We start from the raw sequence: 26,914 nt of genomic DNA, 5'->3' as shown, positions 1-26,914 counted from the left end.
CTATTAATATAGCAGACCTGGTGCATAGAGCCACCATGGAGTGGGAACGCCTCGAATTTAAACAGGGTTGGAACCCTGAGACGTTATTCATTCCATGTGTGCCTTTGCCAACGATTTACACAATTGGGGAGGCGGTTACATCATCATCGGAATAAAAGAAGCTTATGGACAACCTATTTTTCCTCCAACTGGTTTAAAACAAAATCAATTAGATGCTATACAAGGGGAAATAGTGGGCCTTTCACATAGAAGTGATGCACACACAATAAAAAAATGAGAGTAAAGAAAATCATATTAGCATTCCTGATATTGGGATTTATCGGTTGTTCTAAAAAAGAGAAAGGAATCATCATAAATGGAAAAATCGATGGAAAACATTCGGGAAAAATTGAATACACAAGCCCCATTGAAGGCAAATGGTTTTATGGCGATAAAAAATCCATAACAATTGACTCTACAGGAGCATTTCAAATAAAAATGGACATTGAAAAACCATCATTTGTAACCATGTATGTTCCCGGAAAAGCTGGTGGTGTTTTGTTGGTCGAACCTGGGAAGGCCTACGACATTAAATTTGAACTGAAAACAAATCAAAAAAAGTTTCTTGTTATTTCTAAAGACAGTATTGCACAAAACTTTTATAATACGTTACCAGCTCCGGATTTTTATATGATGGGCTTAAATGAATTTTATAAGGACTCAATTCCTTTAGAAATATCCTCCAAGATGGATACTCTTAAAGAAAAGGAGATTTCCAGATTCGGTGAATTATTGGAAAAAAATGAAATTTCAAAAGACTTCTATGATTTAGCAGTATTAGACCGAAAAGTATATTATTCCGCACTGGAAACCGGACTAGCCACTATGCTCCTGCGAAAGCATCTTAACAAAAAAGATAAAAGAAAAATAGAAAAACTCAAGAACTTTTGGGACGAAAAAGTCGGAATATCAAAACTGAATGGATCTGATACTGCCCGTTCCCCCTGGTTTTATGCTTTAGTCTATAATTCCGTATGGTATGCCCGATACGCTTCAGAAAAGCCTGATCCGAAGGATATGGCAAAAATGTATGAAACCGACAAAAGATTAAAATATAATATTGTTGAACCCAAGAAATATCTTGAAGGCAAAGAACTTGAATATTATTTAGCTTCCTACATCTTCCTGGAAAGTTGGCAGACCAAAGACAACTCAAAGGAAATAATCGAAATGTATGAAAGTTTCAAAAACGAATATCCCGATAGTCCTTATAATACATACCTGCATTCGTCCATACAACCGATTATTGATTTCCACAAAAAACTGGAAAACAATCAACCAAATAAAAAAGTGCAAGTTGTTAAGAACTACGAAAATGTCAACACATTCGATGAGTTAATAAAACAGCTAAGTGGCAAAAAGATTTATGTGGATATTTGGGGAACGTGGTGCGGTCCTTGCAAAAAGGAGTTTGAGAATAAGGAAAAGTTGGGAGAATTATTAAAATCCAAAGATATTACAGCACTTTACATATGTGAAGGAAGGAACAGTACGGAAAAGGTGTGGAAGGAAATGATACAATTCTATGATTTGGAAGGATTACATATCCTGGCAAATAACACACTGGTTACAAATATCATCGATAAATTTGGGAACAATGGCGCTTTCACCTACCCCCGGTATTTACTGGTCAATGAAAATGGAAAGGTTGTTAACCCACAAGCCAGTTATCCATCAAAAATAAGGCAATTGGAAAAGGAAATAAATGAAGGTTTCCTGTACAAATAATATATTTGATCCCTCCTACTGGTCCGTGTTCTGAGCACTGTGAAAACGATACCCCTATCTACGTAAAAAAGCATTTGCAAAAACTTGCCAAAACAAGCTAAACGCAACTTGAAACGAAATTCCATTCCAATTAAAAGTGTATTCAAAAAGGAAATCTCACATCTAACATCCACCTTTACTCCACAACTTTTGACCTTGATCCATAAATGTTGTACCCCCATAAAAAAAGCCCCTCTTTTCGGAGAGACTTTTAACATTTAATGAAGAAAAATTAAAGTGCGGCTGAAGGGAGTCGAACCCCTACGCCTTTCGGCACTTGATCCTAAGTCTATCGTATAAGAGCGCTTGTAAAAACACTATAAAAGAATGTAACTACCTCGTTTACAATCCGTTTTTTTTTTGAGATTTACAGCAACATGCCAAAAAAGAAAATACATTGCGTAGAGGAGAAATCCTTAAAATGCCGTATATTTGGTATATAATATTAGTATTATGGGAGCATTAGAGTTAAGAGAAAAGTGGAAACAATCCATAAAGACCGTAGATATACGGTTTTTACAAATGGTAGATGCACTTTATGAAGGATATTTCAAGAATGAGGTTGTTGCTTACCATCCGGATGGGACTCCAATGACGCGCCAGGAATACAAAATGGCATTGGATACTGCAGAAGCCCAGATAGATAAAGGGGATTACATATCGGCTGATGAATTTGAACAAGAAGAAAGTTAATGACTGGCAAAATAACCCAGGTGGTCTGGACAAGGCAAGCCAGGGAATCTCTCAACGCTATTTTAGATTATAGATATAAAGACATTCCTTCTGCAAGAAGAATTGTTAGAAAAGATATTATTGGTACTTCCAAAGAAATTGTATTTGCCGAACAATACCAGCAGGATGAAATATTTAAAGAGTACCGAAGGATAATCGTTCGGGACTATAAAATACTTTACAAAGAACAAAAGGGAATTGTATACATCCTTAATATAGTATGTACTAAAGCCGATACCGAAACTTTGTAATTTTTTTGACAACCAGATTTTGTTTAAACTCACCGGAAACGACCCTCTTATCGTAAAAAAGCATTTGTAACACTTGTATCGAAAGCGGTGGCGAACGGATGCAAGTTCCGTTCTTCATTGTAAACTTCACAATTTTAGGGGAAAGTTGGATATTTCGGAGTGACCGAACCGTTATCACGGCTTCATAGTGGCACAATTTAAACCGAAACAAGTGGCTAACCAACCACAAATTGTTCCGAGATATTTAAGGGTCACATTATTTTCTTACTCTCTAAAAAAATTTTTCTTCTTAGTTTTTAATAAACTTGCTATATTTCAGCGTTGAAAAATCATTTTAATGAGAAAAGCAATAAAGGAAGACAAAGATTTGGTTGTTGGAATTTTATGCTCAGCATTTAAGCCTATAAAAATCCCTAATTCCATTAATTTCGTTGTAAAACAAGACAAACACCGTAATCATAGATTAAAGATCCTTATGGAGTATATGTTTTATAATGCCTTAAAATTTGGAGACATTCTTATATCAGACAATGAAAAAGGGGTGATTCTTCTACAGTACCATCGTAAGAAGATGCTTACTTTTAATACTGTATTTTGGGATATAAAGCTTGCTTTTTGTTGTATTGGAATTGAAAATGTATATAAGGTTTTAAAGCGAGAAAATGCCTTAAAAAAATACCATCCCAAAGAACCACATATTCATCCTTGGATAATGGCTGTAAAAAGTGAACATTGGGGAAGAGGAACCGGAGTACGACTTATACAAGAGGCGTTTGAATATTATAAGGATAATGACCTACCGATTATTATTGAAACTACTACCAATTCTAATTTAAAGTTGTATAAAAAATTTGGATTTAAAATTATTAAAGAAACCCATGAATTAGACTACCCGTTATATTTTTTAAAAAGATAAACCATGTTCAGAACCCAAATCCATCAACTAACCTTTATTTTTATTGTTATTGAGAGCCTATTGTTGATTTTTTTATTGCTCCAAAAAAACAATCCTTCCAAATTCCGTTTTGTCTTATTAACATTTTTATTTCTTTCCTACAACATTACGTCAGGACTTATTCCAGATGAAAAATTGGGAATTAATAGGTTATCCCAAGACTATATAGCCTTTACTGTGGGAATTGCTTGTGCTCTTTATCTTCTTTATTATATCTATACAGAATACAAAATTAAGCCTCCTCGAATTATAAGTATGAGGCCAGTTTTGTATATAGCTGTTCTTGACTTTATTTTTTTATTTGTCATTCCATATAGTATTACCGATGATTTGAATTTATCAAGAAACTTGTTCTTATTAGTCCCTCTTCTTTTGACCATAACGATTGTCGTAAATGTATTTGTCATTCTCATCAAAAGATTGAGGTTTCAAAAAAATAATTATCAAACTATAAGGGGGATATGCGGAATGGGAGGAGCTGTATGCCTAATGTCATTGCCTGCCGTTATCATTATTTTCGGCGATAATCAACCTATCGAACATACAAGTTTTAGTATGGGGCATATTTTTTTGACAATCGCCTATATAACCTCTATGAATCAGAAATCGAGAATTCCTGAAAAGAACTTATCTAAAAATCCAAGATTACCTTTGTTCGACAAACTTACTGACAGAGAGAAAGAAATAGCAATGCTCATTATTGAAAACCCTAAATATACATACCAGCAATTGAGTGCATCTATTCATATCAATGATAAAACTTTTAGTAAACACGTTTCCAATATTTACAAAAAACTGGAACTTCCACAAAGAAACAAGGAAGAGCTTGTTGATTTTCTCAGACCATTATATATCACTATGACATCATAAGTGGATATCTCGAATAATTTGCGCCACCCTAAAGCTAATTAACCATACGTTCAATACTCTGTTGAATTCCAAAAATATTGCCTTCCCTCTTTATATACGAACAATTCTTCTTCAACACCTTCGCTTAAATTTCTTAACCACAGTACTGCATTTTTGGGAACATCACTATATTCAATAGAATACGATTTTGACATTTTTTCTCCTAATGACTTCCATTTATCATTCCAATAAAACAACTCATACGTATCTCCCGGCTTTATATAGTTTACATCACTTCTGGGAGCAAACTTCAGCTTGGTAACCTTCTTTTTTTCTCCGAAATCAATACCTATCCAGGTAGATTGTTCATTATCTATACCTTTTGAAGAATAAAAAGATAAAAGATTCTTATCAAACGCATTAGCTATACCGTCAGAATCTGCATTAGCCCTTATAATACTACCAGAAATTAAGCTGTCTTTGATATAAAAATCCATCTCAGCAATTTCCAGAGTTTGCTTATTGGGTATCGTATATCTTGCATAGCGGTATAATTTATCATCATTTATTTCCACCTCCATTGGTACAACCACAGTATCTTTTTTACCAATAGAATATACTTCTTTCACTTTTTTAAAATTACGGTCATTTGATAACTGAAACACTCCTCCATTCATTTGGGCTGCGAATTCTTTAACTCGCTCTGTCAATTTGGCTTTTCTATTTAAAATTACATTTTCTTTTATATTTCCAGGTTGATAAAAATTAACTGTTCCTTCCTTATCCACTGAAAACGTTTTTGAAATTGGTATTCTCTCGTACCCATTAAAAGCAGCAATCATATATATATTTTCCCTCCCAATATCAGCAAAGTGCACTATATCATCCACCTTTTCAGCAACAGCAATAGGTCTCCATTCACCATCATTAAATATGCAGAGATAAACCCATTGGGAATTTGTACCAATTCCACGAGTAATTGGAATATCTATATCTGAAGTTTTTATATATTGTGCAGTCACATCAATGACATGTGGACTATGAAGAAAATCTGTCATCTTATTTGGACTGTTTTGCCGGGATAATTCAGTTCTTTGATTAGCATACACATATCTATATATTTTTGCGATTTTCCGTCTTAATCTATAAGAGCCAGGCTCTCCCCAGAAAAAATTCAGGTCTGCATACAATAAACTGTCTTTATTGAATAATACTGCGTTCCAGTAGTGAGCCCCCCTTCCGTTTGGCCAAATTGTAAAGTCTATAGCTGTGGGAATTCCTATAGCTCTACAAGTCATCCCAGCATAATTGGCGTAATCCAAACAGTCCACCATTCTTCCTTTTCTTATATCCTCAATTCCTTGTTCGCTTTTTAATAGTTTAATGAACTTGAAATTACTGGGTAAAGTCCCAATATCTTGGGCTAATTTTGCAATTTCTCGTATTGTAGTATTTTTGTTAACCCTATTATTATTCTCCCGAGATAGTATTTGCCTTATCCCCATTTCCATGGGCTCATTTTTCATTCTATAAGGTAAAACGTAATTACAAAAATCATTAAAATCCAAGAATTTATTCCAGGGTTTGTTCCATACTTTAAATGCTTCATCTATATATTCAATCAACTCCACCGCTTTAAAATGTTGGATATCATTCTTAGTTTCATACCTTGGTTTTACATTGACGCCGTACAGAATGTTATAAAATTCCTCTTTTATTGTGTTTTCATAATTCTCGTGCTTTATTTTTATCAAACTGTCAGATTTTTTAAGTAACTCCCTCCATTTTTCCCTGGGTTCAAACTCCAAGGAGTAATGCCCCGGCATATTTTCTATTAAAAATAGGGCTGCTTTGTACTTTAAACTATTATCCTTTGGAGAGTAATATTGCAAAACTTTTTCTACCTCATTCTTGTTTTCACCTGCTGACTTAAATATTTCCTTTAATCGATCAGGAAAACCATCAGATTTATTATTACAAGATGAAATTGAAAAAATTAGAAAAAAAAGTGAACAAAAAAAACGAAGTTCTTTATATATCATGGCAAAATGATTTTGATATAATGATATCATTCCTTTAGAGACTAAAAAAGAGGATTCCGTTCGCCAATTAAAGTAACTGACTCATTGCTAAAATCTTGTAACATCTTTTCCCCTTTTAGATTACCTTTTTTTATTTGCAATAAATAATGTGCCTTAATTTGTTTAGCAGCATCCTCTTCCATAAAAATATACCCCTGAAAAGCTCCTCTACAAAAAAATCCGTGTCTTCCAGGGAATCCACCGTATTACATTTATAAGAAAAATGCTGTTAAAGCAATAAAAATTAAGATAAGAAAGCCAGTCATTTTTTTAAATTTAGTCTTCATAGGCTAAATGATTTGGGTTATTCATAAAATAAAACCGATTAATTCAAAACAGAATAAAAATTTTCAAAACAATTAAAAACATTAAGCCTTTATTCCACCTCTTTAAGAAATTGGCCAATATGGGTAATTATCTCCTTTTTAATGGGAATTTTTGGATTATAATAGGTTTCAATATTTGATTTGCGGTCGGTCCCAACTTCTTTCATAATATGATTCATGTTTTTGAGGATAACGTAATCCGCCTTAGGGTAGGCTTTCTTTAGTCGATTGGCATCCTCAATACTTATCTGTAAATCGGAATCTCCTTGAAGTATTAATACTGGAATATCTAGCTTTTTTATTTCAACAGCAGGGTCATACTTAAACATGGACATTAAAAAAATCTGTGATTTTTCTGAAAAAAGTGTATTCAAATCATCAGGAATCGATTTTACAACATTTCCTTTACTCAAATTGTTTAGAATAAATAATGCCGAGTCCCGTTGTTCTGACGGAAGGTTTTCCATAATCTGCTGTTTTAGGGAATGGCTTAAATGGAATCCAGGTCCGGCAATTGAAATAAAACCATCTACCTCTTCCCTTTGAGAAGCTAAAACCCCTAAAAGAGAACCTTCACTATGACCTAACAAAATAGTTTTATAAAACCTAGAATCAGATTTGAATTGTCTTATAATTTCAACAATATCATTTACAAAGTCATTTGCTGTCGCCAATTCATTCTCTTTAATATTAGCACTTTCTCCTATACCTCGTTTATCATAACGAAAGGTAGCTACACCTATGTCATCCAATTCATTAGCTAAATACATTAAAGAGTTATTTTGAGTAAATATAGAATTGCCATTTCTATCGGTTGGTCCGGACCCTGCTATAAGGATAATTAAAGGGACGTCCCCTTGTCCATCCGGAATAAGTAAGGTTCCTTTAATTTCGCCCCCCTCTACTTCTATTGAAAGTCCTTGTTCTCTTTTAATTTTATTGGAGTTGTTTTCTGTCTTATAGGGTTGCAAAAAAATCCCTTTAATTTTTCTGGACTCGTTGGATGAAATCAATAGTCTTAATATTCCCTTCTCAAAAGAAGCTATGTAATAGGTTGTATTGAATTTTGATATACTATCAGGTTCAACCTTCAATAATTTCCCTAGTTGATTTAATAATTGTTGATTAAATGCCCGGGTCTGCTCAAGAGGCATTTTTTCTTTCAGCTTTGAAGAAAAGAGTAAAAATAAACTGTCCGGCTTATTTTGATTATAAAAATTTTGAAATGATTTAACCAATGGCCTATTTCTATCCGAAAGCTCTTGCCCATTCGTTGAAGAAAAATAGAACATCACTGTGCATATCAATAAAGTATGTCTAAAACTGCTATTTAAGTTTCTTTTACTCAGGATAAATCTTTTCATATAAAAATCATGATAATAGTTTTCAATTTTTCTGTATAAGTAACTTTAGTGTTTTTAACAGTCATAAATATGTTTTTTTGACCATAAAATATTACCTTATATAAATTAAATGACGGGTCTATATACAATATTACTTATATTAGGGAAGGCTACAATGAAATTGACGCTTAATTTCTTTGTTATAAAATTTCAAGGAAAAAATCCTTTTTCAGGTTCTCATTTAAGAAAACACGTGTGTTCCGTTTTATCATTTCAATTTCCAATGACGGGACCTTAATAGGCTGCTCAAGTATTTTATGAGCAATAGAAATTCCTTTATTTGTTTGATTAGTTAAAATATAAAATTCCAGCAATTTATATTTTGGAGTAAATCTGTTTGGGGCAACATAACAAGCTTTTATATAATTCAATTCAGCCTGATACGGCATTTCGTTAACTGCATAGGCGTTTCCTAATGCCGAATAAGTTTCAGTACTGGGCAGTTCGTTTATTGCCATTTTTAGAATGTCAAGATTTTTCGCATGCTCATTATTTGCCTGTAACCTTTTACTATAATCAACTAAAAACACCCCGTTTTTTTTCATTTTAGGCAATAAATCAGCGTATATTGCCAAGGTGTTCCTATTGAAAATAGGATATTGATAAATATTAAACCATTGATTTATATATCTAAAGCAATTCAAATTAAGCAATATCAAAATCAATAATACCATTGCATTTAAACTCTTTAATACAATTATCTGACTATTTCCAAAATTAAATGTTGAATTGAGAAAGTTTGAACTGCACCCTAAAACCGTCCAAAATAAAATGAGAATTGCAAAGTTTGTTAATGTATAATAAACTAGGCCCGATATTAAAATGGACACTATAACCAATTTAAGTGCGAAGAATAGCAAATGATCGGAGAATCTTTTATTTTTCACATTAATTATAAATAAAATCATCATTATAAATATTCCACTTCCAAAAACGCCTTGTTCAATCGTAGTCTGAAGAAAATCATTAAAAGCATAATAATTTTCAGTAGCAACTTTTTCTTCTCTTGGTAAAGTTTCATTTGAAGTGAAATACTCTGACTGATGGCTATTATACTCACTCTTGAATTCCCCATAACCGATTCCTATAAAAGGACGTTCTTGAAGCATCTTAAATGATATTTTGTAAATAAGTTTTCTTCCAAATATGGAATCATCATTTCCTTTATAGTCAAAATTGCTAAGAAAAAATGAAAATGATACAATCAATAGTGTAAAAAATAGAAGAAATGCTTTCTTAAAATATCCTCGATTATAGAATTTCATGTTACGAAAACAATAAAATATACAGAAAAGAAGAGAACTGAATATTAAAATAATTAATGACATTCTAGACTTACAAACTATCGAGAACGCAAAAGAATTTATTATAAAAATTCCTGTTGCAATTCGTATCAATGCCCTTTTAGATTTCAGACAAACCCAAACGGCAATCGGGAATAATGCTATTTGATATGTGGTAAATAAATTGGGATTATCAAAAAGGCTCGTAACTTTAAAAAATGTATTATTCAAACTGATTATACCAAAATATTGCCCCCATCCAATTATCTGTACTACAATCCCGAAAAAGAGAAATTGATATAAAATAGTTATAATTTGAGAAACCTGATTATTTATCAACCTAATACACCAGTAACTTATATATAGATTAATGTAAGTCAGTAAATCTAAATTCCAGGTAAGATTATTATTAATGTAAGTAATAACAACAATATAAAAAATATAAAGGACGCTAATGACATCCATAAAATTAAAATTCCACTTTTGTTTCGTAATGATTGGAAAAAGTAAGATTATAAGAGAAACGGAAGAAATGAGCATGATAATAGACATATTCTTATAAAAAAGTAAATCGTCTATCTTGGTCTGCATTAAAATAATATAAAATACATATGGGAAACATATATATGTTTTCCATTTTGATAAAAAACTAATTACCCCTTGCCAATCTCTCACATCAACAAATATCTTAAATATATATAATCAAATACGTAAACTAGTAATGTTGATCCTAATTGGGAAATTCGGATTTTATTCTTTCAAGAAATTTAGATAGTTGAGCAGGTTTTCTAGTGCCTATAACAACTTTCTCCTCGTTCTTTAGCAGTAAATGCAGGCCTACATTACCCGAAATGTTATAGTATATTGTATTGGATCTTGTAGAATGTCTGACTCCATACCCTACAAATTTGTACTTCTGAATAGAAAAAGACTCAACCTCTTTCCATGAAATAGTCCTTTTTCCAGTAAGTGGAAAAAAGTTTATTGTAATATTTTTCGTGTTATATTCTGTTTTAAGACTGATAGAATAAAAAAATATAATTATTAGTATTCCTATAACGGACATAGTAACAACTCCGAGTGTATTCTCCTTAGCTAATCCAAAAATAATTAGTATAATAGGCAGCAAAAAAAAAGCTAATAATGGACCCCATATATACCATTGATTAAATTTTTGCTTCTCTTGTAGAGTGTAATTTAAGTCGCGTATCATAATTTCGAATATTAGACATTATTTCTATTGCTCGTTTGGAAGGCAACAAATACAAAATCAACCCCCCAGCCATTGCGAAGAAAAAACTTATTAAACCATGAGTGAGCAGTATCACAAAATGAAAAGAAATGCCTATAATGAAAAAAATATATTTATTTTTTCTGTTCATAAAACAAGCCGCGAAAAGTAAAATTTCCAAAAGCATCACCCCCCAGGTTATAGATATTACAAAGAATTGATTTTTGAAAAAATCTTCAAAAAGGTATCTCAGCAGCGAGTTTGCTCCAAAAATATTGTGATTGAACCAATAATAAACTGCTGAACCATCAATCCATTCCTGTACTTTCATTTTTTCTACTCCGGCAAAAAAATAAATTATACTCATTTGAATCTGACAAAGGACTAAAGTAGAGATTGAAACCATCTTGCCAATAAAATTAGCTGAATTTTCGTCTTTTAAATCATTCCAATGTGACCTTCTATTATCGAACAAGGCAATCGGTATAATCATCAGAGTTAGTATTGAGGTAATCTGATCCCCTCCATCAACAACTATAGTCCCCGTATTATAGCTAAAAGCAATCCACCAATGTAATAGAGCAGTAATTCTAGGAAAAATCCCAAATATAACTGTTAAAAGAATTAGAATGGCAATCCATTTCGCCCACAATAAATTCTCATATTCAAAAAGATAAAAAAAATTTATCTGGTTTACGAAAAGAGTTTTATCGAATCCTCGAAAAAAATCTTCAGGAAATAACATAAACGGCGAGTCAAACAACAATGTAATTAATATTCCTATTGCTAAGCAGGTTCTTGCCAAAGAATATAGACATATTATTCCTTTATAATTACTCTTATTAATATATTGAATAATTTTTATTCTCATAAAATTTCATTTTTACTTTATCTCTATTCTCATAATTAAGCCGGGGACATCTTTTTCTTTAGCTGATTGTGCATAAAACCAGGGAATTATTTTTCGTTCAACAATTAAATATTCCCCGACATTTATGAATTGAAAAGATTTGTCATATTCTATAGTATATATTCTATCAGGGATATTATTCATAAAATTTCCTGTAAATGCTATAAAATCCTCTTTTGCAATATTTCTTAAAATAATGTCAATATCTATTCCCATTACTCTAGCCTTTCGTGAAAAGCCAAATAAATTTTTTCTGGAACTATTCGAAATATTCACGCGTTTCCAATTTTCTTGATCTTGTTTTTTATATATATCAACCATTGTTTCTCTCGGGCTTTTAGTAAAAAAACCCCACCCCTCGGGAAATAGTGCAAATAATTGTTTTTTAACTGTTGTGGAAGGAAAATTAACGATAGTTGTTACATTGGCCATAGCTATATAAAAAGATAATATAGACAATAATGAGATCAATACAACAATTGAAAAAAGTTTATAATTATCATTTTTGTTCATTAATATTTATTTGTTTCTTAGATTAAAGTTTAAAAATCCTACATTCTTACCAACATAACAAAAAGTGCCATGATTCACTCATTTTCATTCAAATCATAGCACTTCTAATACATGTATCTATTAAACCTAGAAAGTATTCTCAAGTTCTGTAACAAAAGCCTCTCTTGTTATGGCAGGAGCGCTTGCCACTTCTGCCCAATAAATTGAAGCTTTATATACTAACGTTGCATAAATAGCACCAGCAACGGTTCCTACAGCGGTAACATTTACTGTTACCGCTGCTTCCCATACGGCTAATGCAACAACTACACAGACTGCCGCTGCAGGTACACATGCCGCTTGGACATCTGTTGATTCCCTTTTAAAATAACTCTCTGCATAACCTTTAATCTCTTTTATTCCCTTTTCACTACGAAAGTCAATATTTTGAAGTTTCATATCGGAACTTACCTTCCTCGTATATTCAAACACTTTTTTGTATTTCTCAGATTGGAGACCTGCCTTTGTTAACATTTCTCGACCTTCTTCTAATTGATGTTCAATAGCATATACATTATTCGAAGTCATTTGTTCTTTGAAAGTATCAAAATACCCCGGATCTATCTTTTTTATTTCCTGAATTAAATCATCATAAAAGTCGTTCAATGTTGCTTGCGCTTCATTATCAAGCTCATTTATTTTCAAGATTGCATCTTCATAAGATTTTATCCTATGGGCAGCTTCTCCTTGCAAAAAATATACTCCTCTAAACAAATCTTCACCGGAATAATCAGGAGTTTCACCAATCCCTTCCTCTTCTTGACAACTAGAAAAGGTGAAAAGAGCCAATAAAACCAAAACAAAACTTCCTTGAGTTACTTTTTTGAAGAATATCCTTCTTCCTTTTTTGATTTTTAGTAAAGTAAAAAAATTCATGATTTTTAAATTTAATATTAATAAATGGTTTATGGATTAGGGTTAGGGGTATAATATTTCGTAACTATAACAATTTTGAATAAATAGGTCATCTGCACCAAATTCATGAATTAAATTATGGTACTCATTAGAACACACCTAATGACATATGTAATCCTTACACGATACATTACGAATATACAAGACACAGTGAAAATTTTGTTAAAAATTAGTACGTATTTTAGACGTATTTTTATTACGTAGAAATACGTTTAAAATGTAAAATTCTGATAATCAGTTATTTGTTTTTGAACAGATAATTCATTAAGTTTTAACACCATTTATTTGTGTTTTCAAGCAAGGTATAGTTCTTTATCAATAAATAATTTGATGGGATGAGCTTTAGTAACCCCATTATTATAATAAGAATTTATTATTTTTACGAAATTTATTTAGTTACTCCGTTATTTAAACTTAAGTCAATAATAAGGACATAATTGGGCCATTACATCATGATTTCTGCTTTTGCGTTGGTGGTGGTGGTTTCAGCACCAGATGTTGCAAATCCGGGTCATTTTTGATCCGTTCCATTTCACTACCGACCAGTCGGACGACCTCCTTTTTCACCCGATGGTAATTGGCTTCGATTTCCTGTTTCATGTTGTTTCCCCCTACTCCATCAGTAAATGACCGGATTTCCGGTATCTTTTGGTAAGCCTTGGCTTCAGCGGCCACTTTATCGTTGTCCACCACGATCTCTGAATGGAAGATTTTCCGCTCGATTCGCTCATCGAAATTATCGGCTACTGCTCCCACAAACATCCCCTGTGTAAGTGTTGAAATCTTGGAAGCAGGTATAAGGCTGTCCATCTGGGTAGAGATAGAAGTAGATTTGTCGTTGCGGTTAATGGTCATACTCTGCCGTTTCTGAAGCACCTTTCCAAACCGCTCCGACAGGTTTTTGGCAGTCTCCCCTACTACCTGGCCGCTGAAAATATTGCCCACGGTATTCTGAATGACCTTGCTTTCCTTATCGCCATAATCACGGGTCAGTTGCGAGAAATCCTGGAAACCCAGACAAACCGACACCTTATTGCTTCTGGCAGTTGCTATCAGGTTGTCCAGTCCGCGAAAATAAATGGTAGGTAACTCATCAATAATAACAGAACTTTTTAAGCGCTCCTTTTTATTGATAAGTTTTACTATTCGGGAGTTGTATAACCCAAGTGCTGCTGAATAAATGTTCTGCCCGTCAGGATTATTACCTATACAAAGAATTTTTGGCTCTTTGAGGTTGTTGATGTCAAGCGTGAAATCATCCCCGGTCATTGCCCAATACAGTTGAGGAGAGATCATCCTGGACAACGGAATTTTAGCAGACGCGATCTGTCCCTGTAACTGATCCTGTGCTCCACCCTGCCAGGCATCCATAAAAGGTGATAAGTAATTTTCGAGTTCGGAATAGGAAGTCAGAATCGTGAATACATCCGCATATTTCTTATTCAATAGTTCAATGGCATGCGGAAAGGTGCAGTACCTGCCGCCTTCGTAGATTTTCAGGAACCAAATAATAACGGCCAGCAGGATGATCAGGCTTTCCACAAAGAAATCGCCCTGCTTCTGTATCCACGACCGGTTCAGGTTGAGCATGATGGTATAAGCCGATTCATAAGCATCTGAGATATCCGTCATGAAGTTCGGATTGATCGGATTGCAGCGATGGCTCCGTCTCGGATCATCAAAATTGATGACGTAAAACTTCGGTTTTACCGCATATTTCCAGGCATGTCGCAACAGATGATTATACGCAATAGTGGAAAGGTCATCGAACTTAAAATCATAGTTGTACATCGAAAAGGGCTCTTCGATGTGCTGTTTGATGTAATTATTGATGATGGCGTAGCTCTTACCCGATCCGGGCGTTCCCAACACAATAGTGGCACGGAAAGGGTTGACAACGTTGATCCAGCCGTCGTGTTCTTTTTCCCGTATTGAAACCTGGTGGGAAGGTTTACCGAATATTCGTTCCGCATCAATTTGGTTTCCTGCATGAAACTTTCGTTATCCGTATTGAATACATCATCCATAAGATTATTTTTCAGCAATCGGCTCATCCACACGCCTGCCATCAACAGAGCGATATAACCTAACCCGATTGTAAGACTATAAAGGAAGGTAGCGGTATTCATGGGGAGTTTTAACAAGGGAGTGTTCAGGAAGAAAAGCACAAAACCGACCGCCAGCGCAGTGTATATTTTCGACCAGGTGATCTTCTCATTCTTCACGCCCTTGATGCCGAGACAACTTAGCGCCAACAGTAAGATAGCAAATGTTTTGGTATATAGTGTATGGGAAAACAGTCCAGCTATGCACTGGAAGTTTCTCAATATTTTGTTGACGGTTTCCAATGTCCAGCCCTGTTCCAGAAAGAACCCGAAACAATACCAGTACAGGTGCATCAGTACTACTATAATACTTACTGCCCGCATAAACGCCACGATCTTGGCCAATGCCCTTAAATCGTCCTCTCCCTGCATATCGTATATGAATTACAGCTCTGGGATGAATTTAAGAATGGGAAGCCGCACTGGCGTAGCGACCGCTATTTGCTTTGTATGGCCGTATTCGGCTTGCTAATAGATCGTGATTTTATATCCTTGCGTCCGAGTAGTTCCTGCACAAAACGGATGTCTGTTCCTTGCTAAATTAAGAGAGTAGCATAGCTGTGGCGTAGTTTGTGTATGCCATCTCTCTTGTTGATACCGGCATGGCACATGGCCTTTTTGAACACCTGTTGTACGCTTCTTACGGAATACTGTTCGCCATATCGCCCCTCAAACAGGTATTCTTTATAAAATTTCAAGGTGTTGAGCCGGCTATGGATAAGGTTTTCGGATAGTTTTAGTTCATTGATGCAGTAGGGAATATAGCTGCGGAGTTTTTCAACATCTATTTGTTCGTGTTTTACATTGTTTTCTGCAAAAGAAAGTAAAATATTTTCAATTGTGGCAATACAAAATACGTGCCATCATATTGTCTATAATATACTATATTTTAAAGGTGTATTGGTGTAAATATAAGTTTTGGAAAAACAGGAAATAGGTTGTAGTATTGTGTATATTTATGAGTTGGCTGTAATTAAAGAATTCAAATGAAATTAAAAATAATAGTACTGATTCTAAGCAATATTTTCTTAGAACATATTTACTCTCAATCCGCAAGGATTAAGCATGTAGCTGATTTAATAGGGGATAATGAGATAATTTCGGTAAATACAAATAGCGAAGAATATCAATTTAATTCTAAAGGGCAACTTTTGCTTGCACAAGGATTTGTTTTTACTGATTCTATAGTTTATAACCAAAATGGAAATATTAAAGCCATATATACTTATAAATATGAAGAGCTTAGAGATAAAATTATTCTTAAATATGACGAAAACAATAAAATAATCACTGCAGACTATTTTGTTCCAGTAAATAAAAAAGATCATCTAGTTAATACTTTGTTATTTGAAAGTCAAAAAAAAACACCTAATGGCATAATTAAGAACTACAAATTCAAAGAAGGAAATTCAACATTGCAATTTCATTTCAATAATCAAGGATTGATGAAAAAGGAAATTACAATACATCCATTACACGGGTATTATTGGCAAGAAGAGATTGAATATTTTGATTTTTCCAATAAAAAAAGAAAAAAAAGCTCAATTATCAACAACATCTTATTTGAGAATAAGTGGGTATTATATCATAATAAAAATAATGAAGGAATAATTTCTGAGTTTAATAACTCACAATCGACAAATTTTGCCATTAAATCAAAAAAAAATATTCAGAAAAATTTAAATTTTACCCGCATCAATAGATACGAATATGATTCGAAAGGTAATGTCAGTAAAATGACTGAAGAACAATTTAAAAATGATGAACTGGAAAAGAAAATAGTTTACGAATACAAATACGTTTATGACAATAGAGGGAACTGGACCAATAAAATCATTTATTATAATGGCAAAAAAGACTCAAATATTAATAGAACAATACTATATAGATAAGTTTTTAACATCTATAAAATTGTAAAATACTGACTGATATAGGCTCGTCCGACCCTGCTCTCTCTTCCTACATCAGGTGCTCCATTCGTTTATAATTCGTAGTTTTACGACTATTGTTCTTTCTGTGCCCAGAATCAGAGATTATATAAACAATAGGCCCGAACATGCAGTCGGACTTAAAGGGGCTAAAAACATGGCCAGCTATGTGATCCGCGCGATAAAAGACTATCCCGTTGGGCGTAATTTTTTGAATATCGAAATTCTCAAAACTCTACCTCCTCCTCTAAACAAACAGACATCCATCGCTTGGACTACCGGGTTATTAAAGGGGCTTGTCAAGAGTACAAAAAAGTACCAAAACTATATAGATGAAGATGGTAAAACCAAACGTGGAATGATATATACGATAGTGAAGGAAGTTTCTCCAGAATTGTTGAAAAAAGCATTGAAGAATATTGAAAAGGAATAAAAAGTGCCATTAAATCCCACTGGTGCTCGTTTGAATACAATAGAAATGAGGGCCCATCGTAAAAAAAGCGTTTGTAAGTCCCTATATTAAAAAGTAATTTTTATTCTCACGTAATAAAAAGCGGTGGCATACGGATGCAAGTTCCGTCCTTCATTGTAAAACTTCACAATTTTAGGGGGAAGTGACCACTGCTTTCTAAAGTATATCATTTAAAAGTTTAACAACTTCATTTTTTACGAGTTCGTAGGTTATATCCTTATCCGGTATCTGGTGTCCCAGACTATTCTTCCAGGCAGCTTGCAGCCGCTTGTCACTTTCATTGTTGATCATTTGATCAATACTATTGAATTCCAAGCCTTTGAATTTCATTTTTTGATGAAAGGCCGCTACAATTTCCTGCCAATTAAGACCTGCTACATTTTGGGACAAATACCATATATCATAAAAATCCCGGGGTGCCGTGTATGACCGTTGAATCAATGCCCTGAGTTTTTCGGCCAACACTTCCTGAACCGTATAGCAGGGTATGGACATGGCTGCCTCTGTGAGATCGTCGCTATACTCATGATATACTTTCCGGTTTTCCGGAGAAAAAATCATCGCTTCGTACAAGATGATCTCAATTTTAATAGAAGTTTGCCAACGTTGTGGAGCCGGGGGAGCCTGATTGCGGGGATGATCTGCTCCCCAGAATTTTACTATCGCCGAAAAGCCAGTTGGCCTGTCCTTAAACTTCAATTGCTTTAGTTCCTGAACGTATAATGGGATTTCCGTTCGTTCGGTTACCAGCTTTACAATCTTATCCAATAATTTTTTATTGAGGACAAAATCGGGATCTATAGCTGTAAAATCCAGGTCTTCTGAAAACCTGTAATTTTTAAAATAACATTTCTTAAGGCAGGTCCCTCCCTTGAATACAAGCTTATCCCGACATTCGGGAATAGAAAATATGGCGTCTACAAAATGGCCTAATACCCAATCCTTGTCGATTGTGGTCTTTGCCACTCCTTTTTGTTCGGCAATTCTCTCCACCTCCTTTTTAAGTATCATCAATACTGTTTATTGGTAATGTTTATAATTTCAGATTCAGTAATATTTAGTTTTAGCTTCCATTCCGCGTTGTACTTCCCTGTGTCCGGCCCCAAAGGGTCTATAGGGTTATAAGTTTGCGTAATCTGATCCTTGGCAAATCGGATAAATGTTTTCATTCCCTTTTTGTCCAGAAGCTCAGCCAGATACCCCATGCGTTTGGTCGCCGCCTGGTTATTAATGGCCTGGCAGTAGGTAATCATTTTTTTTCCTGAGAGTTTTGCGGAAGCAAAAGCCCGGATCAGTTCGGCATATCCCCCGGAATATTGTGGTAAATCAAAACAGTCCACAATGGTTTTTTCTACATCTGTAAGTTCATAACTGTGATTACCATAACCTTCTTTTATTATTCCAGCCCGCTTTCTATCAGCTATCTTAATAAACTTGTAGTCCACCCCAAAGATTGTTTTATCCTTCTTTTTATGCGGTGTTTGGATAAACACTGTATTTGGGAATTGCTCTGTAAGCCCATGCAGGTTTAAAGCAGACCAATAGGCTACCGCTCCTTGATTTGCAACGAAAGCCCCAATGACATATTCATCCCGGAAATTCACCTTACAAAATTTGCCGCGTTCTATTCTGGACAGTAATTCTTTATGTACCAGATTTTCCAATACCTCATTAAGGTTAGAAAACTTCGTATTGATACGAGATTCAATTTCATCGAACCGGAAGATGTCTATTTCATACTCATCTAGAAGTTTCATGAAATCCAGTTGGTCAGAAGTCAAATTTAAAGATATGTAAACACTGTCAGCCATAATATTATGTGGATTCCAAAGACTTAAAAATTAGGTCTTATCATTCTTTAAAATATAATTCAAATATAGGCGTAAATAGTGGAAAAACCAATGCAGAGTTAAAAGTTAATTAACTACCCCTTAAAAAGCTTTTGTCAATTCTTCCCGAGTTTGATCACTTCTCTATATCCTTGTTTAATTGATAGGGAATTCATCCCTTTTTTACTCATTTTTTGCTTACAACATCATGTTGATAGGCTACTTTACGATCTGTAAATGATTGTATGCTGTTAATTCATAGTCCGGTTTTTCCTTGGTATTAGCTTTGAGTACTGTTCTTAATTGAGCAAAATCCTTGCTTATTTTCTTTTCAAGTACACGGGCATAACGCTTTGTAGTGGAAAGTTTGGTATGTCCCAAAAGTTTGGATACAGTTTCCATGGGGACATTATTCAACAAGGTAATAGTGGTAGCAAAGGTATGTCGCGCCACATGAAAGGTCAAATGCTTGTTTATGCCTGCCTCTTTAGCAATTCTTTTCAAATATTTATTGATGGTCTGATTTGCAAATACAGGTAACAGGGAATAATCATTGGAGATATCCGGGTAATTCGCATATTTGTCTAATATTTCTTTTGCCTGTTCCAATAATGGGACTTTTACCGGGGTCTTAGTCTTCTTTCTTTTGACATTGATCCAATGATCTCCATCAATGCCGGTGACTATCTTATCCTTTTTTAAAAGTTTAACCTCTATATAACATAAACCCGTATAGCAGGAAAAAATGAAAACGTCACGCACTAACTCCAACCCCTTATCCTGAAAGATGTGGTTTTTTAGTCGTTCAATTTCATGATCTTCCAGAAAATCATTATCAAAATCATCATATTTCAACGTATAGGGTAAAAAAGGGTTTTGTCCTATCCACCCATGTTTAAACGCCAGGCCGACGAGTTTTTGGAAACGTTCCATATGCTTCATCACACCATTGTTATTCAATGGTTGAGAAGGCTTCAGGGGGTATTTTGGTAAGTAATTTTCAAATTCCGTGATCAATGTATAATTAATGAGAGCCAACTTAATATCCTTTTCCTTAAATTTCCATTGCATAAAATTGTATAAATATTGTTCAGTAGCATTATAATTCTTCGCTGTGCCGTCTTCCAGATTATCAATTTCATTTAACCTGTGATATTTTATCAAGCCTGCTAATGTAGTCACAGGACGATCTTTGCCCAGGTAACGAAGTTTAATGGAAAGCGCAGTAATCGGCTTGCCTTCGGAATGTAGTTGCCTATGAGCTTCTATTATTCGGGCATGCACGTCATCCAGGTATTGGTTGATGTGCTTTGCTCCTGAAACATGCGGGTTAACTCTACCGGTAGAAGTAACCCAATATTTAGCGGCAACAGCTCTTTTTATGCTTATATCAGCTCGCTTACCATCTACTGTAATCCTTGCATAAACAGGAATCTGATCGTTTTTTCTTTTCGCTGTCTTTTTCAGCCAAAAATGAATACTAAAAGTTGTTGAAGTTTGCATCACTTTCGTTTTTGATTAGAAAATCAGTTAAAACGAAAGCCAAATCGCCGTGAAAGTCAAATGCGGCTTTGAGCCTTTAATTTACAAAATTTCTGTCTTGTAAAAATAGGACACCGATTAGGACACCTTGAAATATAGGCTCAAAACAAAACAAATGGAAACCGTAAAAATATAATTTACTGATTTCCATTTGCTTAAATTTTAATTGGTTTGTAATAAACCCTAAAATGTCGGGGTGGCAGGATTCGAACCTGCGACCTCCTGCTCCCAAAGCAGGCGCGATAACCGGGCTACGCTACACCCCGAAAATAACAGCGGAGAGACTGGGATTCGAACCCAGGCAACACTTTCGCGTTGACAGCTTAGCAGGCTGCTGCATTACCACTCTGCCACCTCTCCGTTAATCTTTATGAACGTTTCATTCTTAAATTGCGGATGCAAATGTAGTGGTTCGCCATATAGAACGCAACTATTTTACCTACTTTTTTGTACTCTTTCAACAAAAATCCGATACCCGTTTAAAAATCAATCGTATATACTATTCCGGGTATTCCACCCGCAAATGATAAATGTTCGTCAACTTGCGTTTCAATATTTTTTTTACACTTTCTATTTCTTTAAAGGTAATATTAGCATTGAGAAACTGCCCGTCTTCTATCTGTTTGTCTACAATTTTCTCTACAAATTCATTTATAATCGTATAAGTAGGGTTCTTCAGGCTTTTCGACGCGGCCTCAACGGCATCAGACATCATCACTATTGCCGTTTCCTTGGAAAAAGGTATCGGTCCCGGATACCTGTAGTCCTCTATCCTGGTGTTTTCATCATGTTCCAGTTGTTTTTTATAAAAATAATATACCGCGGAGGTTCCATGATGGGTACGGATAAAATCTATAACACGGTCAGGAAGGTTGTTTTTCCTGGCCAGCTCTATGCCGTCAAGTACATGATTGATGATGATCTGCGCACTTTCTGCCGGACTTATCTCATCGTGCGGATTCACTCTCGTGGTCTGGTTTTCCGTAAAGTAGACCGCATTGTTCATCTTTCCGATATCGTGATACAAAGCCCCTACCCTTACCAGCATGGCATTGCCCCTGACCTCATTTGCCGCAGCTTCAGCCAAATTGGCTACCTGCAGCGAATGGTGAAATGTTCCGGGTGCCTTATCCGAAAGTTCTTTGAGTAGCTTGGAATTGGTATCGGACAACTCCAACAGTGAAACATCGGAAACCAGTCCGAACAATTTTTCATAGACATAAATCAATGGCTGGGCAAACAACGTGGCCAGTCCGTTGAGGATAAACAGGCCGAAATTGAGCCAGATGATATTCCGCAAATTACCTTCGTGTATCACAGTAAAGGCAAAGTACGTGATCATGTATACCAAAGTGATCTGTCCCACCGAAACAAAAAGATTAGCCCGGCGATACAACTCCGATACCGTAAGTATGGTGACGATCCCCGCAATGACCTGTAAAAAGACATATTCAAAGCTATTGGGAACAATAAAACCGAGAAGCAAAACAGTGAGTACATGCACAAAAAGTCCCAGCCTGGGGTCAAAAAATGCTTTCAGTATAATGGGAAGGATACACAATGGCACCACATAAACATACGCTCCGTCATATTTTACCGCTATCGTAGTGATAAATATCATCACAACAATATTGACAAAAATAAAGGTCACCTTGGTATTGTCCTGTAAAATCTGAGGCCTGTACTTCCAGAGAAAAAGGAACAACATTACAAATGCCAGGGCCACCAGAATGGTATACCCGAAAACAATCCAGTAATAATTGGTGCCTTTCCACAAATGCGATTCGTATTCCTTCTGGAAAGAACGCAACACCTCAAATTTTTCACCTTCCACTACTTCGCCGTTGAGGATAATGCGCTCGCCCCTGTCTACCATTCCCTTAGTCGTATAAATACCGTTGAGCTCATCCTTCAGGGCCTTTTCCGACAGTTCCCGGTTTTCCCTTATATTGGGTTTTACTATTGCCGAAAACAGGTTGTAAAACTCATCTTTGTACGCAGAAATCCCTTTTTCCTCCAGGTAACGAAAAAGTACCTGCTCCATTTGCCCCGTACGTATTATCTTGTTTTTAGACACCAGGGAAACCTCATTCCCTTTGACCACATTGACAAACTGACCGTCCGGAAGAGAGGTTTCATCGGCCACTACACCATTCGAATATAAAACGTTGAGAAAGTCCCTTCCCGTTTTTTCCAGGCTTTTCCTTTTAAAATAATTGGCATACTCTGTTTTATAACGGGCAGCAACATCGGCAACTACTTTGGAATCATAAGAATAATAGGGCACAAAATTGGCACGGACTTCTTCCCGCTCACTTTCGATCTCCTCTTCGGTTTTTTGTATGGGAAAATCAAAAGGCGCATAAAGGTTTTCATACTGCCACGTTTTTCCCTTTTGAAATTCATACTTGAATTTCCCGGCCTTGGGAAACAGGTAAACCACCATTGCCGTAGCACAGAGAAACAGAAAAGTCTTATAGATCAGCGATTGATTACGGTATATATTGTGCAAGGCATCTTTCATCAAAAAGGAATATTTATTCCAAATTTACATAAAATTGTTTCACGGCAAATTTTACGGAACACATACCTCTGTCTGATATATCCTTATTTCCCGTTATCGGTCAAGAATAAATGCTCACTGTAAACAAAGGTTGCTGTTTTTATTCATCACCTCCGAATCCTGTTATTCGTGTGTTCGAATTCATTGTAAAATTTATATCTTTAACTCATATAACAACTGTACTAACTCAAATAATTATGAAAAAACGCTTTTCCCTGCTCCTGTTTTGCTGTTGTATTACCGGTTTCGCACAATCCAAACTTCAAAAAGATATTGAAAACATAGAACCGAAAATTATAGAGTGGCGCAGGCACTTCCACCAAAACCCGGAACTCTCAAACCGGGAGTTCAATACTGCAAAAAAAATAGCGGAACACCTGAAAGGCCTCGGGATGGAGGTGCAGACAGAAGTGGCCAAAACCGGTGTTGTGGGCATTCTCAAAGGAAAAAAACCCGGAAAAGTCATAGCGCTCCGGGCCGATATCGATGCCCTTCCCGTTACCGAAAGAGTGGATGTACCGTTTAAATCTACCGTACAAACAGAATATCTGGGCGAGGAAACAGGTGTAATGCATGCCTGCGGACACGACACACATACTGCCATACTCATGGGTGTTGCTGAGGTCCTTGCCGAGAACAACGACTTTGCAGGAACCGTGAAATTCATTTTTCAGCCGGCTGAAGAAGGGCCGCCTCCCGGAGAAGAAGGTGGTGCAGACCTGATGGTAAAGGAAGGGGTATTGAAAAACCCGGATGTTGAGGCCATATTCGGACTGCATATCAGTTCGCTCATAGATGTGGGAAAAATAATGTACAAACCCGGAGGAACAATGGCGGCCGCGCAGGAGTTTGAAATTCATGTAAAGGGGGAACAATCACACGGTTCTGCTCCCTGGACCGGGGTAGACCCCATACTCGTGTCGGCAAAAATAATAGACGGACTCCAATCCATCATCAGCCGGGAAATGGAATTGACCAATGAGGCCGCCGTAATAACCGTCGGAAAAATATCAAGCGGCGTACGGCACAACATCATCCCGGAAACCGCAGAAATGCTGGGAACAATCAGAACCCTGGATTACGACATGCAAAAACTGCTCAACCGCCGAATGGAAGAGATGGTGACTACCATTGCTAAAGCGTATAAAGCAGAAGCAACCATAAACATTGATAAAGGCTTGCCGGTTACCTATAACGACCCCGGACTCACCGCAAAAACCCTGCCTTCCCTCCAGGAAGTCGCAGGAGAAGAAAATGTGATATTGACCAAGGCCGTAACGGGCGCCGAGGATTTTTCCTTTTTCCAGGAAAAAATTCCCGGATTCTATTTCTTCCTGGGAGGAAAACCGCTGGACAAGGCACCTACCCAGCACCATACACCCGATTTTTATATTGATGAAAGCGGTATGCTACTGGGAGTTAAAGCCTTTACGCAAATTGTCTTTGATTATTTGGGAACATAAAATGATAAAAGAAGCTCCGTCCGGCTGCATAGTGAAATGATGTAACCGGACGAGGAACCCTGAAATTTATTTTGCTTATGAATAGCTTACCATTATTTCTCGGAAACATCCCCTGGTGGGGCTGGGTACTTATTGCCCTCGTATTGATTGCTCTTCGCGATATCTTTGTTCAGAAGGCGCATACCATAAGCCATAATTTCCCGATCGTAGGCCATCTCCGCTATTTTCTGGAAAGTATCGGCCCGGAACTCCGCCAGTACCTCGTGGCCAATAACCGGGAAGAACTGCCTTTCAATCGTATAGAACGGGGATGGATATATGCATCGGCAAAAAAGGAAAACAACTATGAGGGTTTCGGAACTGACCAGGACATCTACTCTCATCAATACATTTTCGTAAACAATGCCCTGCTCCCGTTTAAGGTAACTGAAGGACATCCAAACTATACCGACAAATATTTTTTGCCCTGTGCCAAGGTTATGGGAGAATTCCGGCAGCGGAGAAAACCTTTCCGGCCGGGATCGGTAATCAATATTTCGGCAATGAGCTTCGGGTCGCTCTCCGCCAAGGCCGTGGAGTCCATGAACCTCGGCGCAATGAAGGCGGGAGCGTATCACAATACAGGCGAAGGCGGGCTCTCCCCCTACCATTCCAAAGGAGCTGATGTGGTGTTCCAGTTCGGAACGGCATATTTCGGTATCCGGGACAAGGACGGCAATTTTTCCATGGAAAAATTAAAAAAGCTTATAGAGGAAAATCCGTTTGTCAGGGCCATAGAGATAAAACTCTCGCAAGGTGCAAAGCCCGGTAAGGGAGGCGTACTTCCGGCAAAAAAGATAACCCGGCAAATAGCCGATATTCGTCATGTGGAAATGGGAAAAGATGTGCTTTCTCCGGTAAATCACAGCGCCTTTTCGTCCATACAGGAACTCATCGATTTTGTGGAGAAAATTGCCGAAGAAACGGGACTTCCCGTAGGTATAAAAGCAGCTATAGGAAAACTCGATCAATGGCGCGAACTGGTTGCGCTTATGAAAAAAACCGGGAAGGGACCCGACTTTATTACCATAGACGGTGGCGAAGGAGGAACAGGGGCCGCACCTCCCAGTTTTGCCGACCATGTTTCCCTGCCCTGGATATATGCCTTCAGCGATGTGTACAGTATATTCAAAGAACAGGACATTGCCGATCGTATTGTATTTGTGGCCAGCGGAAAACTGGGATTTCCTGCAAAAGCCGCTATGGCTTTTGCCATGGGGGCCGACTGTATCAACGTTGCCAGGGAAGCCATGATGAGCATTGGCTGTATACAGGCGCAATCCTGCCATACCAACCGTTGCCCCAGTGGAGTGGCTACGCAAAACAAATGGCTGCAAAGCGGTATAAACATCCCGCTCAAATCTGACCGTTTAGAGCAGTATTTCAAAACCTTCAGGAAAGAATTCCTGGAAGTTACCCATGCCTGCGGATATGAACACCCCTGTCAGTTTACCATGGACGATGTGGATGTGAGCATTGGCGACCGGAATCTTACACAAACACTTGCAGCCACTTACCAATACAACAAGGTGAAAATTCCTTTTGAGAGCATGCAGAAACTGAAAGAGTGTCCTTATCTGGGTGGAAAGCACAAAGATGCTATTCATAATTAACGGCATTTCTTTCAACCGTAATCTCCCTGTGTCCAAAACCGGAGGCATACCGGTCTGCAGGGGTAA

20 protein-coding genes, 2 tRNA genes and 1 pseudogene are annotated in these 26,914 nt (G+C 36.3%); 9 read left to right on the top strand and 14 right to left on the bottom strand.

What is annotated here, in order from left to right:
* The first annotated feature begins 273 nt into the window (after nt 1-273).
* The 5 genes from LS482_RS17120 to LS482_RS17100 all read left to right on the top strand — a co-directional run bounded on the left by LS482_RS17120 (nt 274) and on the right by LS482_RS17100 (nt 4,614).
* Complete coding sequence (locus tag LS482_RS17120; RefSeq protein WP_233028730.1) at nt 274-1,767, top strand: TlpA family protein disulfide reductase; 1,494 nt, start codon at nt 274-276, stop codon at nt 1,765-1,767.
* A 492-nt stretch (nt 1,768-2,259) separates the two neighbouring features.
* Nucleotides 2,260-2,499, top strand: coding sequence for a hypothetical protein (locus LS482_RS17115; protein ID WP_233028729.1), 240 nt, complete (start codon nt 2,260-2,262; stop codon nt 2,497-2,499).
* Nucleotides 2,499-2,789 carry a type II toxin-antitoxin system RelE/ParE family toxin gene (locus tag LS482_RS17110; RefSeq protein ID WP_233028728.1) on the top strand — a complete coding sequence of 97 codons (291 nt, stop codon included), beginning with the start codon at nt 2,499-2,501 and terminating at the stop codon, nt 2,787-2,789. Before LS482_RS17115 ends, LS482_RS17110 begins: the two co-directional genes overlap by 1 nt.
* Before the next feature lie 337 nt (nt 2,790-3,126).
* Nucleotides 3,127-3,705: a GNAT family N-acetyltransferase gene (locus LS482_RS17105; RefSeq protein ID WP_233028727.1), complete on the top strand. Its 579-nt coding sequence runs from the start codon at nt 3,127-3,129 to the stop codon at nt 3,703-3,705.
* 3 nt (nt 3,706-3,708) lie between these two features.
* Nucleotides 3,709-4,614, top strand: a complete 906-nt coding sequence (locus LS482_RS17100) for a helix-turn-helix transcriptional regulator (protein WP_233028726.1) — start codon at nt 3,709-3,711, stop codon at nt 4,612-4,614.
* A gap of 50 nt (nt 4,615-4,664) precedes the next feature.
* Here the strand turns inward: LS482_RS17100 and LS482_RS17095 are convergent, their stop codons facing one another.
* From LS482_RS17095 to LS482_RS17060, 8 genes and pseudogenes are all read right to left on the bottom strand, one after another.
* Nucleotides 4,665-6,635 carry a discoidin domain-containing protein gene (locus LS482_RS17095; protein ID WP_233028725.1) on the bottom strand — a complete coding sequence of 657 codons (1,971 nt, stop codon included), beginning with the start codon at nt 6,633-6,635 and terminating at the stop codon, nt 4,665-4,667.
* Between the two features lie 415 nt (nt 6,636-7,050).
* Complete coding sequence (locus tag LS482_RS17090) at nt 7,051-8,364, bottom strand: serine aminopeptidase domain-containing protein (protein ID WP_233028724.1); 1,314 nt, start codon at nt 8,362-8,364, stop codon at nt 7,051-7,053.
* 179 nt (nt 8,365-8,543) lie between these two features.
* Nucleotides 8,544-10,151: an O-antigen ligase family protein gene (locus LS482_RS17085; protein ID WP_302849411.1), complete on the bottom strand. Its 1,608-nt coding sequence runs from the start codon at nt 10,149-10,151 to the stop codon at nt 8,544-8,546.
* A gap of 701 nt (nt 10,152-10,852) precedes the next feature.
* On the bottom strand, nt 10,853-11,788 hold the full coding sequence (locus LS482_RS17080) for a sporulation-delaying protein SdpB family protein (RefSeq protein ID WP_233028723.1): 936 nt from the start codon (nt 11,786-11,788) through the stop codon (nt 10,853-10,855).
* A 12-nt stretch (nt 11,789-11,800) separates the two neighbouring features.
* Nucleotides 11,801-12,340, bottom strand: coding sequence for an SdpA family antimicrobial peptide system protein (locus LS482_RS17075; protein WP_233028722.1), 540 nt, complete (start codon nt 12,338-12,340; stop codon nt 11,801-11,803).
* Nucleotides 12,341-12,466: 126 nt separating this feature from the next.
* Complete coding sequence (locus tag LS482_RS17070; RefSeq protein WP_233028721.1) at nt 12,467-13,255, bottom strand: sporulation delaying protein family toxin; 789 nt, start codon at nt 13,253-13,255, stop codon at nt 12,467-12,469.
* 489 nt (nt 13,256-13,744) lie between these two features.
* A pseudogene (gene mobC, locus LS482_RS17065) lies at nt 13,745-15,771 on the bottom strand (conjugal transfer protein MobC).
* A 164-nt stretch (nt 15,772-15,935) separates the two neighbouring features.
* The gene (locus LS482_RS17060) at nt 15,936-16,160 is read right to left on the bottom strand and encodes a tyrosine-type recombinase/integrase (protein WP_437441019.1); all 225 of its coding nucleotides are present in this window, start codon (nt 16,158-16,160) and stop codon (nt 15,936-15,938) included.
* A gap of 225 nt (nt 16,161-16,385) precedes the next feature.
* Between LS482_RS17060 and LS482_RS17055 the strand changes: the two genes are divergently transcribed.
* Both LS482_RS17055 and LS482_RS17050 read left to right on the top strand, forming a co-directional pair.
* Nucleotides 16,386-17,291: a hypothetical protein gene (locus LS482_RS17055; protein ID WP_233028719.1), complete on the top strand. Its 906-nt coding sequence runs from the start codon at nt 16,386-16,388 to the stop codon at nt 17,289-17,291.
* Nucleotides 17,292-17,484: 193 nt separating this feature from the next.
* On the top strand, nt 17,485-17,760 hold the full coding sequence (locus LS482_RS17050) for a hypothetical protein (RefSeq protein WP_233028718.1): 276 nt from the start codon (nt 17,485-17,487) through the stop codon (nt 17,758-17,760).
* 195 nt (nt 17,761-17,955) lie between these two features.
* On the opposite strand, the gene LS482_RS17045 is transcribed toward LS482_RS17050, so the two are convergent.
* The 6 genes from LS482_RS17045 to LS482_RS17020 all read right to left on the bottom strand — a co-directional run bounded on the left by LS482_RS17045 (nt 17,956) and on the right by LS482_RS17020 (nt 23,694).
* Nucleotides 17,956-18,810, bottom strand: coding sequence for a nucleotidyl transferase AbiEii/AbiGii toxin family protein (locus LS482_RS17045; protein WP_233028717.1), 855 nt, complete (start codon nt 18,808-18,810; stop codon nt 17,956-17,958).
* On the bottom strand, nt 18,810-19,556 hold the full coding sequence (locus tag LS482_RS17040; protein ID WP_233028716.1) for a type IV toxin-antitoxin system AbiEi family antitoxin domain-containing protein: 747 nt from the start codon (nt 19,554-19,556) through the stop codon (nt 18,810-18,812). Before LS482_RS17040 ends, LS482_RS17045 begins: the two co-directional genes overlap by 1 nt.
* 291 nt (nt 19,557-19,847) lie before the next feature.
* A complete protein-coding gene (locus LS482_RS17035) occupies nt 19,848-21,131 on the bottom strand; it encodes a site-specific integrase (protein ID WP_233028715.1) in 1,284 nt (427 codons plus the stop codon).
* Nucleotides 21,132-21,361: 230 nt separating this feature from the next.
* Nucleotides 21,362-21,436 (bottom strand) — tRNA-Pro (locus LS482_RS17030).
* A gap of 10 nt (nt 21,437-21,446) precedes the next feature.
* Nucleotides 21,447-21,530 (bottom strand) — tRNA-Ser (locus LS482_RS17025).
* A gap of 139 nt (nt 21,531-21,669) precedes the next feature.
* On the bottom strand, nt 21,670-23,694 hold the full coding sequence (locus LS482_RS17020; RefSeq protein ID WP_233028714.1) for an HD family phosphohydrolase: 2,025 nt from the start codon (nt 23,692-23,694) through the stop codon (nt 21,670-21,672).
* Nucleotides 23,695-23,930: 236 nt separating this feature from the next.
* Here LS482_RS17020 and LS482_RS17015 point away from each other — a divergent pair, with 236 nt between their 5' ends.
* Together LS482_RS17015 and LS482_RS17010 are read left to right on the top strand one after the other, a co-directional pair.
* Nucleotides 23,931-25,196: an amidohydrolase gene (locus LS482_RS17015; RefSeq protein ID WP_233028713.1), complete on the top strand. Its 1,266-nt coding sequence runs from the start codon at nt 23,931-23,933 to the stop codon at nt 25,194-25,196.
* A 77-nt stretch (nt 25,197-25,273) separates the two neighbouring features.
* The gene (locus LS482_RS17010; RefSeq protein WP_233028712.1) at nt 25,274-26,848 is read left to right on the top strand and encodes an FMN-binding glutamate synthase family protein; all 1,575 of its coding nucleotides are present in this window, start codon (nt 25,274-25,276) and stop codon (nt 26,846-26,848) included.
* Nucleotides 26,849-26,914 lie beyond the last annotated feature (66 nt).

The sequence above is a fragment of the Sinomicrobium kalidii genome (assembly GCF_021183825.1).
GTDB lineage: Bacteria > Bacteroidota > Bacteroidia > Flavobacteriales > Flavobacteriaceae > Sinomicrobium > Sinomicrobium kalidii.
This window is presented reverse-complemented; position numbering and strand designations above follow the sequence as displayed.